This is a genomic window from Pyrinomonadaceae bacterium, from assembly GCA_036277115.1.
Lineage (GTDB): Bacteria > Acidobacteriota > Blastocatellia > Pyrinomonadales > Pyrinomonadaceae > UBA11740.
Window position 1 is genome coordinate 800,104 of sequence record DASUNM010000027.1, and the last position, 14,779, is coordinate 814,882.

Annotated in this window: 14 protein-coding genes; 9 read left to right on the forward strand and 5 right to left on the reverse strand. The window is 56.1% G+C overall.

The genetic code is table 11. The annotated features are described in order from the left end of the window. Positions 1-354 precede the first annotated feature (354 nt). The 5 genes from VFX97_19805 (at position 355) to VFX97_19825 (ending at position 5,719) form a co-directional block, all read left to right on the forward strand. Positions 355-1,272, forward strand: a complete 918-nt coding sequence (locus VFX97_19805; GenBank protein ID HEX5705456.1) for a DUF1684 domain-containing protein — start codon at positions 355-357, stop codon at positions 1,270-1,272. Positions 1,273-1,399: 127 nt separating this feature from the next. Next, positions 1,400-2,356, forward strand: a complete 957-nt coding sequence (locus tag VFX97_19810) for a DUF2911 domain-containing protein (protein HEX5705457.1) — start codon at positions 1,400-1,402, stop codon at positions 2,354-2,356. A 31-nt stretch (positions 2,357-2,387) separates the two neighbouring features. Further along, positions 2,388-3,017: a hypothetical protein gene (locus tag VFX97_19815; GenBank protein ID HEX5705458.1), complete on the forward strand. Its 630-nt coding sequence runs from the start codon at positions 2,388-2,390 to the stop codon at positions 3,015-3,017. Positions 3,018-3,114: 97 nt separating this feature from the next. Beyond that, positions 3,115-4,344, forward strand: coding sequence for an ABC transporter permease (locus VFX97_19820; GenBank protein ID HEX5705459.1), 1,230 nt, complete (start codon positions 3,115-3,117; stop codon positions 4,342-4,344). A gap of 106 nt (positions 4,345-4,450) precedes the next feature. Then, complete coding sequence (locus VFX97_19825) at positions 4,451-5,719, forward strand: ABC transporter permease (GenBank protein ID HEX5705460.1); 1,269 nt, start codon at positions 4,451-4,453, stop codon at positions 5,717-5,719. 13 nt (positions 5,720-5,732) lie between these two features. On the opposite strand, the gene VFX97_19830 is transcribed toward VFX97_19825, so the two are convergent. Beyond that, the gene (locus VFX97_19830) at positions 5,733-6,293 is read right to left on the reverse strand and encodes a hypothetical protein (GenBank protein HEX5705461.1); all 561 of its coding nucleotides are present in this window, start codon (positions 6,291-6,293) and stop codon (positions 5,733-5,735) included. Positions 6,294-6,518: 225 nt separating this feature from the next. Here VFX97_19830 and VFX97_19835 point away from each other — a divergent pair, with 225 nt between their 5' ends. The 3 genes from VFX97_19835 to VFX97_19845 all read left to right on the forward strand — a co-directional run bounded on the left by VFX97_19835 (position 6,519) and on the right by VFX97_19845 (position 8,996). After that, positions 6,519-7,214, forward strand: coding sequence for an NADAR family protein (locus VFX97_19835; GenBank protein HEX5705462.1), 696 nt, complete (start codon positions 6,519-6,521; stop codon positions 7,212-7,214). A gap of 50 nt (positions 7,215-7,264) precedes the next feature. Next, positions 7,265-8,296, forward strand: a complete 1,032-nt coding sequence (locus tag VFX97_19840; GenBank protein ID HEX5705463.1) for a hypothetical protein — start codon at positions 7,265-7,267, stop codon at positions 8,294-8,296. A gap of 151 nt (positions 8,297-8,447) precedes the next feature. Next, positions 8,448-8,996: a hypothetical protein gene (locus VFX97_19845; GenBank protein ID HEX5705464.1), complete on the forward strand. Its 549-nt coding sequence runs from the start codon at positions 8,448-8,450 to the stop codon at positions 8,994-8,996. A gap of 31 nt (positions 8,997-9,027) precedes the next feature. On the opposite strand, the gene VFX97_19850 is transcribed toward VFX97_19845, so the two are convergent. The 3 genes from VFX97_19850 to VFX97_19860 are packed head-to-tail and all read right to left on the reverse strand — an operon-like array spanning position 9,028 to position 10,705. Further along, complete coding sequence (locus VFX97_19850) at positions 9,028-10,122, reverse strand: M15 family metallopeptidase (protein ID HEX5705465.1); 1,095 nt, start codon at positions 10,120-10,122, stop codon at positions 9,028-9,030. A gap of 13 nt (positions 10,123-10,135) precedes the next feature. Then, on the reverse strand, positions 10,136-10,444 hold the full coding sequence (locus VFX97_19855; protein HEX5705466.1) for a type II toxin-antitoxin system RelE/ParE family toxin: 309 nt from the start codon (positions 10,442-10,444) through the stop codon (positions 10,136-10,138). Positions 10,445-10,450: 6 nt separating this feature from the next. Continuing rightward, on the reverse strand, positions 10,451-10,705 hold the full coding sequence (locus tag VFX97_19860) for a hypothetical protein (protein HEX5705467.1): 255 nt from the start codon (positions 10,703-10,705) through the stop codon (positions 10,451-10,453). 44 nt (positions 10,706-10,749) lie between these two features. Between VFX97_19860 and VFX97_19865 the strand changes: the two genes are divergently transcribed. Beyond that, on the forward strand, positions 10,750-13,248 hold the full coding sequence (locus VFX97_19865) for an alpha/beta fold hydrolase (GenBank protein HEX5705468.1): 2,499 nt from the start codon (positions 10,750-10,752) through the stop codon (positions 13,246-13,248). Between the two features lie 138 nt (positions 13,249-13,386). Here VFX97_19865 and VFX97_19870 read toward each other — a convergent pair whose 3' ends face one another. Further along, positions 13,387-14,730 (reverse strand): amidohydrolase family protein, encoded by a 1,344-nt coding sequence (locus VFX97_19870; GenBank protein ID HEX5705469.1) that lies wholly within the window; start codon positions 14,728-14,730, stop codon positions 13,387-13,389. Between the last annotated feature and the right edge of the window lie 49 nt (positions 14,731-14,779).

Below are 14,779 nucleotides of genomic sequence, written 5' to 3' on the forward strand. Positions count from 1 at the left end.
TGTCACATTTTTGTGGATTTAGCTTGACTGCGGTTCGGAATGGGTATAGATTGCGCTTTAAGCCGAGTCAAGTTCAGGTATTTGACAGTGTGATAACGCAACGAAGCGCGATCGTGTGCTGAGGCAAAGCGAAGAGCGGCGGTTTCTTATTCTTACCGCGCCGTGGACTTATCTCGCCCGTCAATGCACCTCGTAGTACAGGATCGGACGTGAGTGACGATTCTCAAGTCTTTTGCTTTGTCACCCCTTTATATACCCGAACCTACCCGGAAGTCGGCGCCCTGCCAGTTCGCAAGATTGGCGGGGCGCTTTTCTGTTTGCTGCCCGTCTTAAACTTCAGGCAAGATTCGAAACGTGAAAACTATAGGCAGTCGGAAACTCGCGATCGCCGCGACCGTAGCCCTGTGCTTTGTGTCCTCGTGTGCACGGGCGCCCAGGCAAATCGATCGACAGGCTTACGCGAAAGAGATTGAACAATGGCGGGAGAAACGACTTGCTAGTCTGACGGGAGACAGCGGTTGGCTGACGTTGATTGGATTGTATTGGCTTGATGAAGGCGAGAACCGGTTCGGAAACGATCCGGGAAATGCGATCGTTTGGCCTCGCATAATTCCCGGGGGCTCCGGAGGCGCGTTCGTGGTTAAGAGCGGCGTCGTGCGCTTGCAAGCACCGGCATCGGCCGGCTTCACGGTCGACGGACAACCGGTTACCAACATGGAGCTAAAGTCCGATGCCGATAGCAACCCAACGATCCTGCGGATCGGGCCTATCAGTTTTCAGATCATTAAACGCAACGATAAGTTAGCGTTGCGAGTTAAAGATCCACACAATCCCGATCGGGTGAACTTTCGCGGACTCGAGTACTTTCCCACTGAGCCCAAGTGGCGCATCGAAGCGCGGTTCGAACCTTACAACCCACCCAAGGCGGTTCCGATTCTAAACGTACTTAACATGGAGACGGATGAGCCGTCGCCCGGCGCCGTTGCGTTCGAGGTCAACGGGAAGACCTATCGACTGGACGCAATTACCGAAAAAGGCAATCCGCAGTTCTTCATGATCTTCGCAGATCACACGCGCGGCAAAGAGACGTATGGCGCCGGCCGGTATCTCTACATCGATCCGCCCGATGCAAACAATCGGATCGTGATCGATTTCAACAAGGCTTACAGTCCGCCCTGTGCATTCACTAACTTTGCGACCTGCCCACTACCGCCACAGCAGAATATTCTGCCCGTTAGGATCGACGCAGGTGAGAAGTTTACTAGTCACTAGCCCGCGCCCCCGCCATGGTTTGTAAAAAGTTGTGAATTGCAGGGCCAAATTCGTTGCCAGTCTTGCCGAGTCGTGCGCCGCGGTGGATAATGCGCGCACAAATTTCACCTTCTAAGGAGTGCCCGCGATGATTTCTCGTAAACGATTCTCTCTTCTTCTGGCCACGGCTGCGTTCACGCTAACCTCCGCCGTGTGCGCCCTCGCGCAACAGCCACCGGTGACGGTTAAGCCGATTCGGCCGAGCCAAAAGGCCAGCGTCATGCAGACGTTTGGGACGACGGACGTGACGATCACTTACAGTCGCCCGGGCGTCAAAGGGCGGAAGATTTGGGGCGACCCGCCCGCCGGAATGGAGGCCCGCGCTCCGGGTGAGGCGACACTGGACAATCAGAACGAGCGCAAGCCCGGCGAACCAATCGTTCCGTATAACCACGTCTGGCGCGCCGGCGCGAACGAAGCGACGCTGTTTCAGGTCACTGACGATGTCTTGATCAACGGCCAACCGTTGAAGGCCGGCTCGTACAGTCTGCATACGATTCCCGGTAAGGACGAATGGACGATCATTTTCAATAGTGATCCCGGGCAATGGGGCAGCTTCAATTACGACAGTAAGAAAGATACGCTGCGCGTCAAGACCAAGCCGGAGGCAGCAGCCGACAACCAGGAATGGTTGCAGTACACAATCGATCCGGTTGACGCTAGTTCTGCGCGCGTCAACATCCGCTGGGAAAAGCTGACCGTGCCTTTCACCGTGGCGGTGAAGGACGCGAAGGCGCTCTGGCGCGCGAAGGCCGACGCGGTGATCGCAGCGAACCCGACTAATGAGCTATTGACGCGACAGGTGGCATTGACCTACCTGGGTGACAAGAATTACGACGAGGCGCTGAAGTTCATCGATCAGTCGATCAAAGTCAAAGAGACCTTTCAAAACCTCTCTTCCAAAGCCAACATTCTTTGGGCCGCCGGTAGAAAGGACGAAGCGATTAAGGTTGCCGACGCTGCGATCGCCAAAGGCAAAGCTGACAAGGCAAACACCACCGCCTTTGAAAAGCGCGTCGCTGATATGAAGGCCGGCAAGTTGTAAGTCAACCGCCCGGCTCGCACACTCAATTTTTATGAAGATTCTCACGGGGCTGCTGATCGGGAGCGCTTGCTTGCTAATCAGCAACCCCGTTGTTTCTCAAGAGGTTTCGCAATCGACGGGTCCGCCGGGTATTACTATTCTCAAAGTCAAATGGGAGACTTACACTCATGTCGGCACCGCCGCAAGTGCTCCTTTGGGAGCCTCGCCCGACACGAATGTGAATCGATTACCTTTGCCAACCCAAAGCACTGGCAAGATGGTCGTCAGGACTCAGTTGTACGTGTATTCGATGGAGTTGACTAACAACGGACCTAAACCAATCAAAGCGCTGGCCTGGGACTTCATCTTTGCCGATGCTGCAAACCACACCGAGTTGAAGCAGCAATCGATGGCAAACGTTCAAAAGATAGGCACAGAGGAAAAGAAGATACTCCGGTTCACTACGCAAGCTGCGCCGCCCAGTATCGTAACCGTCGTTGGGTTGGAAAAGGACAAGCGCTCACCCTTCATTCACCGCGCGAGAATACGCTGCCTGCTGTTCACTGACGATTCAGTGTGGGAGCAGCCAACGTTGCAGGGCGCGTGCCTCGAGCTGAAACAATGGATTGCCCGTCGCAAAAAAGTTCGACCTGGCGTTGAAGACTTGCCACTCAAGAATTAGTCAGGCAGCGTCCCTGTGTTTAGCAAGATTTAGTTGAACGCCTGAAACTTCAATCTCACTCCATCCGTAAAAAACGGTATTCTTTGGGCGATTTTTTATGCCTTTTCTTGAAGCACTTAGACTGGCGCTCGCCGCGATTCTGGGCCACAAAATGCGGTCGTTTCTCACGCTGCTCGGGGTGATTTTCGGCGTGGCGACGGTGATTGTGGTCGTGTCGCTGGTCGAAGGCTTCAATCACTATGTCGATGAGAAGATCGCCGATATCGGGACGAACGCCTTCGCCGTGCGAAAGTTTTCGATTGATGACTTCTCAAGTGTGGCCGCGCTAAACGCCGCCCGCCGTCGCAACAAAGACATCCGCCTGGAAGATGTTGAAGCACTGCGCGCTCGCGGTGGGGCGATTGGCGATGTGGGTGCGAAAGCCGAGGTGCTCGGAGACATCAAATACGCCTCGACCACGCTGTCACGCGTGCGGATCAGCGCCACCACCGCGAACATTGCCGACATCGAACGAATCGACGCCGGCACCGGCCGCTACTTCAACAAAGGTGAAGACGATACGCGCAAGAGAGTGTGCTTTATCGGCGCCGATGTGGCCGAGAAATTATTTCCGCGATCTGAGCCGCTGGGCCAAACCATTCGCATGGATGGGCACGCCTTCCAGGTAATCGGCGTGGGCAAAGCTCTCGGCTCAGTTTTTGGCCAGCCGCGCGACATGTATGTGGCCGTTCCGCTCTCGACTTTTCTTTCGCTCTACGGTTCGCGCCGCTCGCTGGGCATCATCGCGACGGCCACCAGTGAAGAGACGTATCAGCACGCGATCGACGAAGCGCGCACGGTGATGCGCATTCGCCGGCGCTTGGGACCAAACGAAAAGGACAACTTCGGCATCATCACACCTTCGGCGATCAATGAGCTGCGCGACAAAATCTTCGGGACGATTCAAGTCGCAGCTATCGGGGTCACGTCCATTTCGCTGGTCGTGGGCGGCATCGTCATCATGAACATCATGCTGGTGAGCGTCACCGAACGCACCAAAGAAATCGGTTTGCGGAAGAGCATTGGCGCGCGCCGCGGCGACATTTTGAAGCAGTTCCTGGCCGAATCGACGATGCTCTCGCTGTTCGGCGGCGCGATCGGCATCAGCATCGCGTATGCCCTGGCGAAACTGGTAGCGGTGGTCACGCCGGTGCCGACGTCTTTACCGCTGCCGGCAGTGACCGCCGCATTGTTCGTTTCCGCAAGCGTCGGATTGGCGTCGGGAGTTTATCCGGCGTGGCGCGCGGCGCGGCTTGATCCGATTGAAGCGCTCCGCGCAGAAACGTAAAACGGTCAGTTGTCAGTAGTCCGTTGTTAGTTGCTACTAATCGACAAACTGACTGACTAACTAACTGACTAACTGACTGACTGACCACTGACCACTGACCACTGACGTGAAGCTGTTCAATTCCGACATCTGGGAAAATCTTTGGATGGCGCTCGACACGCTGCGTCAGCACAAGCTGCGCTCGCTGCTGACGATTCTTGGCGTGGTCATCGGCACGATGACCGTAATTGTGATCGCGGCATTCGTCTCGGGCATCGATACGCGCGTGTCCAAAGAGATCGAAGGGTTCGGCACCAATTCGATTTACATCTATCGATTCGATCCCGGCTTCAACTTTAATCCGACGCAGGAAGAGCGGCAGCGCAAGCCGATATCGTACGAAGACACCATGGCAATTCAGGCCGAGTGTCCTTCAGTCACCTACGCCGCTGCGTTCATGTCACCGGTTGATTTCTTTGGCGGAAGCTTTACTCCGCGTGTGCATGTGCGCTACCGCGACATCGAAATGACGAATGCGTCCGTCCAGGGCGCGTCGCCGGCATATTTCAATATGGGCGTCACCAACATCGCCGAAGGCCGCTACTTCACGGAGGAAGACAATGCGCGGCACGCGAGCGTCGTCGTGATCGGTCCTGACGTCGCGAATACTCTGTTTCCTTTTTCCAATGCGGTTGATCAAAGCGTCACCATCAACGGCCGGTTGTATCGTGTGATCGGCGTGCTGACGGCGCGCGACGTGTTTCTCACCGGCGGTGAAGATCCGAACAACGAAAACAAAGCCGTTTACATGCCTTACCTAACGTTGCGAAAACTCTATCCCGACGTTAACGACAACTTTGTGATGGCGCAGGCGCGCCCGGGCATGATGAAAGAAGCTGTGGAAGAGGTCCGCGATCTGTTGCGCCGGCGCCGAAAGGTCGCCTTCGGGGCGCCGGACAACTTTGGTATCTCGACTTCCGAACAGATCATCACGCAATTCAAGGCGATCACCGGCGGAGTGTTCGCGTTGATGGTCGCGATTTCCAGCGTGGGCTTGCTCATTGGCGGCATCGGGGTGATGAACATCATGCTGGTAAGCGTGACTGAGCGCACCCGGGAAATCGGTGTGCGCAAAGCGATCGGCGCGCGCCGCCGCGACATCATCGTTCAATTTTTGATCGAGGCAGCGACTCTGACCGGCCTCGGTGGCTTGATCGGAATTCTGTTCGGCTCGGGCATCGCGCTGCTAATCAAGACGATCATGCCGACTTATATTCCGGTCTGGGCGCCGATCGTCGGCTTTGTTGTTTCCGTCGGTCTCGGCGTCGGATTCGGATTGTGGCCCGCGTGGAAAGCCGCGCGGCTGAACCCGATCGAGGCGCTCCGGTTCGAGTAGCTATCTCTTCGCATTAGCTTCGGCCTTTTGCTTTTTTAATCACCTCGAGGATCTTTTCGGCGAGCATCGGCGCCGCTTCGTTGCTGTCAAAGGCAGTCACTTTTCCCGTCGCCAAAATGATCCCCGTGCTCCGATCGAGCATCTCGTAGGTAAAGGTGTAGGTAAAGAGCGGGCGATCGATTTCAATGAAGATGTCGGCGACGTCCCGCTTGGCCCAACCGTCGACAATCGCCAGTTGCAACGTCTCCATGTCGGCGTGACTACGCAGCGCATTCTGCAACTGCACCTCTTCAAAGAATTTGGTGTCCGAAGAGATGAAGAGCGTGCGCGCGCGGGCCAGTACTGTTTTGGGATTTGTCGCCGCGATTCTTGCGGATTCCGCGGCGGCAAGCTTTTCTTCAGCCGCTTTCCGCAGTTCCTTTTCCTTCATTTCGTTCGCCACGCGCTCTTCGACGGTGCCCGCCGGCTGGACGGTAACGTTAATATTCTGAGTTGTGGTTTGGGCCGCGGCGACTCCTATCGCGGCCGGCAGCAAGCTCAACGCGAAAACCATTCTCAAGATTCTCTTGTTCATCTTCGCACCCCTTCAGTTTAGAATGACGCCTCTTCGCGTCGTGTTTCAAAGCTGAACCTGGTTGAGCAACGCTTGTGCCGTTAGTTCGTTGATGGAATTACGACAGTCTTTGCCGCTGAGAAGATTCAGAAAGATCGTGAGTACGAAAAAAAGGAATCAAGTGGAGCCTTATTGCTGCGGGTTTGATCGCCTTCGCACACCTTTGCTCTGACCAGCACGATTAGAATGACTCGACATCTCTTCATCTTGGCAGTCTTTGGGGTTTTGCTTGCCGGCGGTTTCGCTGTGCGGTCCGAGGCTGTGGGCCAGGGGATCACTCGCGACGCGCGTTATCCGGCGCATTGGTGGACGCCGGTCGAAGATCCCAGGAAACCCATTTGGGAAATTCTGCCGCAGGAAGCTAAACCCGGCGAAGTCATTCTCTCAAAGCGCCACGAACTCGGGTTGCTGTCTAATTTCGCACCGACTCCGTTTCTCTTTCACGGCAAACGCTACGCGAGCTTAGAAGGCTTCTGGCAGGCCATGTTGTATCCAGAGGGCCCAACGGATCCGCGCGCGCAGTCTCCAGGCTTCGAGTGGAAATACACGCGCGATCAGGTGGCGCAGATGACGGCGTTCGAAGCCAAGCGTGCCGGCGATCTGGCGGAAGAGAACATGCGGATAATGAAAATCGGTTGGGTCAGTTTTGAGGGAAGACGTTTCGCTTACCGGCCCAAACAAGCCGGACGACATTATCGGCTTATCGTTGCCGCCACGCGGGCCAAGGTTTTGCAGAATCCTGAGGTGAAGAAGGTGCTGCTCACAACCGGCGAGTTAGTCCTCAGGCCTGATCATCATCAAGAGCCCAACGCACCGGCGGCCTGGCGCTACTTTGAGATCCTCATGAATATCCGAAAGGAACTGCAACGAAGCAGGAAGTGAGGTCAGCCCATACCTGCAAGAGAGGGCTCGGTCCTCCGTTCAACCTTAAAATGAGACTTCGAATTATTCTGGTTACAGCTTCTTTGTTGATCTGCTTCGCTTCAACCAGTGCGCAAAAGCGTTCGGCAGTACCGGACTCAGCTTTGCTGCGGGCGAGTTTCCTGGCCACTTTCGGGAATGATTTTGAGCTCGTGAAGGACGGGATCACTCCGCGCACAAACGAACAAGGCGGCGGGATGTACTGGCTGGCTTATGTCCACGCCCGGCAACCGGGCTATTTCACTCTGCAGTACAGCTTTAAACGTGACGACAAGCACTATTCGCACGAGGAGCGTGAAATACGTATCGCAGTCGCGCCGAAAGGGTGTCGCCGCGGGCCACCGTCGTCAGGCGTCTATCCCAGATTCTGCATGGGCGACACGATCATCGTGCCGGTATTAGTCTCGGGAGTGAGCGGTCATGAGTTCAAGTTAACGAAACAAGCCCCGGCAGCGGACGAAGACTGGAAGACATTTGCAGAAAAGTATCCGGACTTTGGCGATGGCAATTTGAACAAAACGCCGGTAACAAATCCATCGGAGAGTTTGCGATACGTCGGTCGCCGCGTGCACAAAATGCTGCACCGAAAACCGGGTTATACGCTTCAGTTATTCGCTGACTTTGAAGCGGTGAAACCGGGAAAGTTTAACCTGCTTGTCGGTTCGTCGGTTTATCGGGGACCGGCAGACCAGACTCCTCCCGGCAGCATTCCGATCATCGTGGTGGATCGCAGTACCCCGCTCACGTTGATTGCCGGACGCGAAGAGGTCCGAGGTTATACGATGGGGCACAACGGGCAGGAGTACGTTTCGTCGACCAGCGGCAATAGCTACATGACAAGTTTGATTATTTTACAGCCGGGCGATCGAGTTTCGTTTCGGTACCTGAGCGCCATCCGCAGCCCGCAGTTTGAGCGGCATGGATACACTCGTCCCGGTGCGGTCGATCCGGCCGAATCGACTGTGCCGGTGATCAGTGTGCACCCGTTTGCACTGGAGACGAAGTATGACTTTGGCGGGTGGTTGGTGGATTACCTTCCCTAGCGGCACCTCACAAAACCTAACTCCCTGCCGACGAGTAATGCCTCCTGAAATTGCTGGTAACGACCTCGCTGTTCAGCTAAGATTGCCGCGCATTTCGAGACCTTAGCGCCGCACGTCCGAAAGAAGCTCTCAGCTTTGGGAAGGTCACCTTATGCCCTCATCGAAAGATCCAGAAAGACGCGAGCCGGTCCGAAACTCTCGTTACTTACGACTACTCAAAGTAACCAAACGTCTGATTCTGATGACGCTTTGCGGCCTGCTCGTGATCGGGCTCGTGTTCGGCGTGACTCTGATTTTCGGCAAGAGGTTCATGGTTTCGTGGGCGTGTTTTGGCTGTGGTTTAGTGGGCGGCTTTGTCAGCATCCAGCAGCGATTGAAACAAATTCCCGATGAGGAGCTGGAACTGCTCTCGCGGTCGTGGTTTCAGATTCTGCTGATTCCTGTTTATGGCGGCGTGTTTGCCATTGTTCTTTATCTCGCGTTTCTCGGTGGCATTATCGAAGGCGCGATGTTCCCTCGATTCTCGGTGCCTGAGTTCGCCGTTCCCCCTTCGAGCCAGGACATGAAAAACCTGTTCACATCGACCTATCCGACCACGGGTCCTGACCTGGCGAAATTGATCTTCTGGTCATTCATCGCCGGTTTCTCAGAACGGTTTGTGCCGCAAATCATCAGCAAGACCACAAACGACGAGAAATGATCCTGCGCTAAAGGCGCGCGCGGAACTTCCCTTATCGCCGCGATCGTCTGCCAATCTCCTCAAACCTTTGGTTTCCGATCCGATACTTCTGCCAGTCCTTGTAGTCGAAGTGCCACCACTCAGGCGCGAAGATGGCGAAATCTTCGGCCTCCATCGCTTTGCGCAGCAGCTCGCGATGCCAGCGTTGCAAAGAAGTGCCGCCGGGATAATCCGAATGGGCCCGCTCGGTCGTCTCGTCATAGGTCGCGACCATCTCGACCGGTTTGCCGGTTTTCAAATGATAGAGCGTTAGGTCAACCGCGCAGCCGCGATTGTGACGCGAGCCGCGTGCGGGATCCGCGACAAAAAGCTTCTTGTCCTCAGGCACGGCATCCCAGAAAACTTTTGTCACATACCACGGCCGGTACGCATCGTGAATCAGCAAGCCGTAACCCTGACGTTTTAAGTTGCGATGGACGCGCACGAGGGCCTCAGCCGCGGGTCTTTGCATGAACGCCCGTGCTTGCGTGTAGAACTTCGTGCCGAGAAAGTTGTTTGTCGTCGCGTAACGAACCTCGAGACGAATTGTCGGATCAAGTTTTCGCAATTCCACCAGGTCGGTGTTCAGAAAGTCGCCGTTCTCCAGCGGTGGTTGCGAAGCGAGCGCTTCTTTCATCAACTCCGCGATCGGCCGGACGGGTTTGATGCGGAGTTGATTCCCGGATTCCGGTTCGATGTTGCGGCGTTTGAGAACGATCGCATCGAGGGCGACCTGGGTTGCGCGTCCTCGGCGGTCACGAGTAAAGATGAGTGTTTGACCAACGCGTGGTCCGCTGTCAGTGAGCTCGAAGACGTTCCCTGACTCCTCGTTAAGCGGATAGTAGTCGCCGCCTCGCTTGAACAGAGCTCTTAGGCCGCCCTCTTCAAAAATGATCAGAATGTCATCGTCGGGTAGTGGTACAAGTTTGTCGGGACCATACTCACCGATCAGTCCGCGCCAGCGTGCGGGAACGGATGTGGGTTTCGATTGGTGCAGCGTCCCGACAGACTGAGCCGATGCGAAGGATGTCGGAGAATTGACTCGGAGAATTGAGCCATAACCGACCAAAACTATGACGAGAGTCGTCGCAAGAGTCGTACGTTTCATATTCTTCCGAACCTCAAAAACGTTGCCGCCAGACGCGATCATGTCGCGCTGCGTGAATTACTGCTGCAATTACGACAAGCCGCTCTTCCTCTATCACCTCGAAAATGACGCGATACGGAAATCGTTTTGGATAGCGCCAGCGAATGTTCTTAATTGGATGACGGCGGCAATTTTGAAGAGGATTTTCGGCGATCGCATCGACTACGGTCACGACTTCTTCGATGAATTCATCGCCGAGGCCCGGTTGTTGCCGGTCATACCAATCGGCCGCTTCAAGAACGTCGTTCTCCGCCTGAGGTCGCGCAACGACTGTCCATTTCATGTGGTTCTACCGTGAGCGCAAGCGGTTCTTCAGCTCATCCAGGGACATAGAAGACGCGGGATCTGCATGATGCGCTGCCAGTCGTTCTTCCACGAATGCCTCATCGCTTGCTGACAAAGGCGGGTCATCTAACTCCACCACCCGTCGAATCAGAATCTGGCGCTCTTCAAACGTAAGACGTGGAAGTTCGGCTATGACTTCGTTGAAACTCATGGAGCCCAAGGTTAACCGCAAACGTGTCGGTTTTTCAATACTGAGCATTGATATAAACTGGGCGACCTGTTGTTAGGACTCGCAGGATAACCATGAAAACCAGACTTCTGCAAAAACTGACTGCCTCCCTTTCCGCGATTTGTCTTCTCGCGCAATTCGCGCTCGCGCAAACACCCGCCAAGCCGCCGGTGAAACCATTCGAGCTCACCGTTGACAGCATCATGCGCGGGCCGCGTTTGGTGGGCCATCAGCCCAGCGGCGTCTACTGGTCGCAGGACAGCCAGCGCGTTTACTTTCGTTGGAAGCAGGCGAACGAGCCGCGCCTGAAAGAGATGAGTCTCTACGTCATCAATCGTGACGGCACGGGCCTGCGTCGTCTGACGGATGAAGAAGCGAAGCAGGCGCCGCCCGCGTCCGGCGACTTATCGAAAGACAAGACGATGACCGTCTTCACGGACGAGGGCGACATCTTCATCTACGACCACGCCAAACAGGCGCGCCGCCAAATCACTCGCACCGTCGAGTCCGAAACGAACGCGCGCTTCACGTTCGATCAGAAACGCATCTACTTCACGCGAACGAACAACCTGTACGTGATGTCTTTGGAAAGCGGGCTGCTCGAGCAGCTCACCGACATTCGCATTGGCGCACTGGCATCGCCGAGCTCGACGCCGAGAGGAACCGACAGTCAGGAATACTTGAAGAAGGAAGAGCGCGCGCTAATCGATGCCGTCCGCGAGCGCGCCGAACAGCGCGAAGAGCAGGAGAAGAAACGCAAAGAACGCGAGAAGCGCAAACCGTTCAGCATTCCTATTGGTCAGAATGTTCTCAATCTGAACCTGTCACCCGACGGCAAGTATGTGATTGCCACCATCAGCGAACCGGCATCGGGCGCGAAGAACATCATCGTGCCGAACTACGTGACCGAATCGGCCTACACCGAAGATATTCCGGGCCGCAGCAAAGTTGGCGACATGCAGGGCCGTACGCGCCTTTTGATCATCGATGTCGAATCAGGCGAGACGAAGAACGTCGATCATGGGCAGAAGCAGCCGGCGACTCCCGCCGTTCAGCGGACTGAAATGAACACGACCGAGCAAGCGCAACGTGATCGCGGTGAGGTCAGTACCGGGAGCGGTAGCGACCGGGTCGATTCGCAAGCAAAACCGACTCCACCGAAAGATCGCGACGTACAACTAGCGCCGGTCCAATGGTCCGAAGATGGAAAGAGCGCGGCGCTGCTGGCGCGCGCGGCCGACAACAAAGATCGTTGGGTGCTGCTCCTCGATCCGGCTACGGGCAAAACTAAAGTTCTCGCGTCCGTCCATGACGATGCGTGGGTAGATGGGCCGGGCGCTAACACACTCGGCTGGCTGCCCGACAACACGACTGTCTATTTTGAATCAGAGCGTGATGGCTGGGCACACCTTTATTCCGTTTCGAAGGATGGTGGCGCGGCCGTACAACTGACTTCCGGGCCGTTTGAAGTTTCAGATGTGCGCCTGTCGGCAGACAAGACCAAATTCTATTTCACGTCGAGCGAAGGCAGTGTCTTTCAACGACACTTGTTTTCGATGGCGCTTACGGGAGGTCCGCGAACTCAGATCACCGGCATGCCGGGACACAATCAGGCGACGGTCTCGCCCGACGAAACGATGCTGGCGGACGTGCGGTCTTACAGCAACCTGCCGCCGGAACTCTATCTCATTCCGAATATACCGATGGATGAGTACGCCAGCGCCCGACTGAAGCCGCTGACCACTTCGCCGATTCTGGAGTTCTTTACCCATGATTGGATCGATCCGCGGCTGGTGAGCTTCAAAGCGCGCGACGGCGCAACGGTTTGGGGCCGCATGTATATGCCTTCGAATTACAAAGGTGGCGGGCCGGCGGTACTGTTTGTGCATGGCGCCGGCTATCTGCAAAACGTGCATCGGTGGTGGAGTTCCTACTATCGCGAGTACATGTTTCATCACTTGCTGATGGAAATGGGTTTCGTGGTGCTCGACATCGACTATCGCGGCAGCGCGGGATACGGCCGCGACTGGCGTACCGGGATTTATCGGCACATGGGCGGCAAGGATCTGATCGATCATGTCGATGCGGTGAATTACCTGGTGAAGGAACACGGTGTCGATCCGAAACGGATCGGACTGTATGGTGGCAGCTACGGGGGCTTCATCACGTTGATGGCGATGTTCACGGAAGCCGATGTGTTTGCCGCGGGTGCGGCCTTGCGACCCGTGACGGACTGGGCGCACTACAATCATCCTTACACCAGCAACATTTTGAATCTGCCGCAGACCGATCCGGAGGCTTACAAACGCAGCTCACCGATTTATTTCGCGAACGGGTTGAAAGGCCCGCTGCTGATCTGCCACGGCGTCGTTGACGTCAACGTGAATTTTCAGGATACAGTGCGGCTGGTCGAGAAATTGATCGAACTGCGCAAAGAGAATTGGGAAGTCGCACCTTACCCGGTCGAAGACCACGGGTTTGAAAGGGAAGAGAGTTGGGCGGACGAGTACAAGAGGATTCTGAAGTTGTTTAGGACGAATCTGAAGCCTGAAGTGAGAACCCGGAGGCGGTGAGGTCAGTACCCGGAGCGGTAGCGACGGAGTAAGGTACCTGTAGATCCGGTCGCATCCACCACCCCACGCGGGCTGCCCGCTCGGGAACCCCGGTCCGCTCCCGTACTGACTTCATGGCGCATCTCATTGCCTTCGGGATCAATCTTTCCGATAAACCACGCCATTCTTCATCACGAACGTAACCTTTCCCATCGCGTGAATATCTTTCAACGGATCGCCTGAGACGGCGACGATGTCGGCCCATTTACCCACCGTCAGCGAGCCGAGGTTTTTGTCCCAGCCGAGCAGCTTCGCAGAGTTCAGCGTCGTAGAAATCGCGTCCATGTTCGACATGCCGCCCCAATCCATCAGCAGGAAGAATTCGCGCGCGTTGGTGCCATGCGGAATGACGCCCGAGTCTGTGCCGAAAGCTATCGGCACCCCGGTGGCGACAGCCATCTTGATGCCACGACGCATTGCGGCCGCTGCCGCCAGGGCTTTCTGCGCACGCAAGCCTTTCAAGACTCCGTTCTTCGCGGCGCGTTCAACTGCTTCGGCAGCCATCAAGGTCGGCACGAGATAAGTCCCACGCTCTTTCATTAGCCGCGCGCCTTCTTCGTCGATAAACGATCCGTGTTCGATTGAAGCGACGCCCGCGCGGGTGGCGACCTTGATTCCTTCAGTCCCGTGCGCATGCGCGGCCACCTTGCGTTCGTGCTGCGCAGCTTCATCGACGAGGGCTTTCATTTCTTCAAAGCTATATTGCGTCGTGCCGACAGCCGCGACTTCAGACAAGACGCCGCCAGTCGCACAAGTCTTGATCACCCCAGCGCCATACTTGATTTGATAACGCACAGCGGCGCGAATTTCGTCCGGGCCGTTTGCGATTCCATCTTCGATTCCCTTGTCAAAAATGCCCGGTCGGTAGCCATTGGTATCGCAATGGCCGCCCGTGATTCCGAGCGAGTGACCCGCGGTCTGCATGCGTGGACCGGGAACCCAGCCCTCCTCGATCGCTTTACGCAGAGCGATGTCGTTAAAAGGTCCCGAAGCTCCGACATTCCGAACCGAAGTGAAACCGGCCATCAACGTTTCGCGCGCGTGATTGACGCCAAGGATTGCTCCAAACGCGGAGTAGTCTCTCACCGCGGCGTTTTCGCCATCCGGATCGCCGAGCACTCGGCCAATCAGATGGGTGTGCGCATCGATAAATCCCGGCAACAAAGTCGCGTTACCGAGATCGATTACCTTTGCGCCGGACGGTACACGCAGGGATCGCGCGTCGCCGACCGCCGTAATCTTGTTATCGGTGACGATGACGATCGCGTTGTTGATGGCGGGCGCGCCCGTGCCATCAATCAATCGAGCGGCCTTTAGAACGACCACGCCCTGGCCTTCGGTTGGCTGCGTCGTGATTCCGGGGCGCGGCTGATTCTGCGGCCGCGCGGAAATCCCGAGGCTTGCCACCATCATTAGGATGAGAAATGCTCTGAAGCTCTTCACAGTGAACTCCTCGCGTATCTGTTTTTAGGTTGACGTAAACGGACTAGCC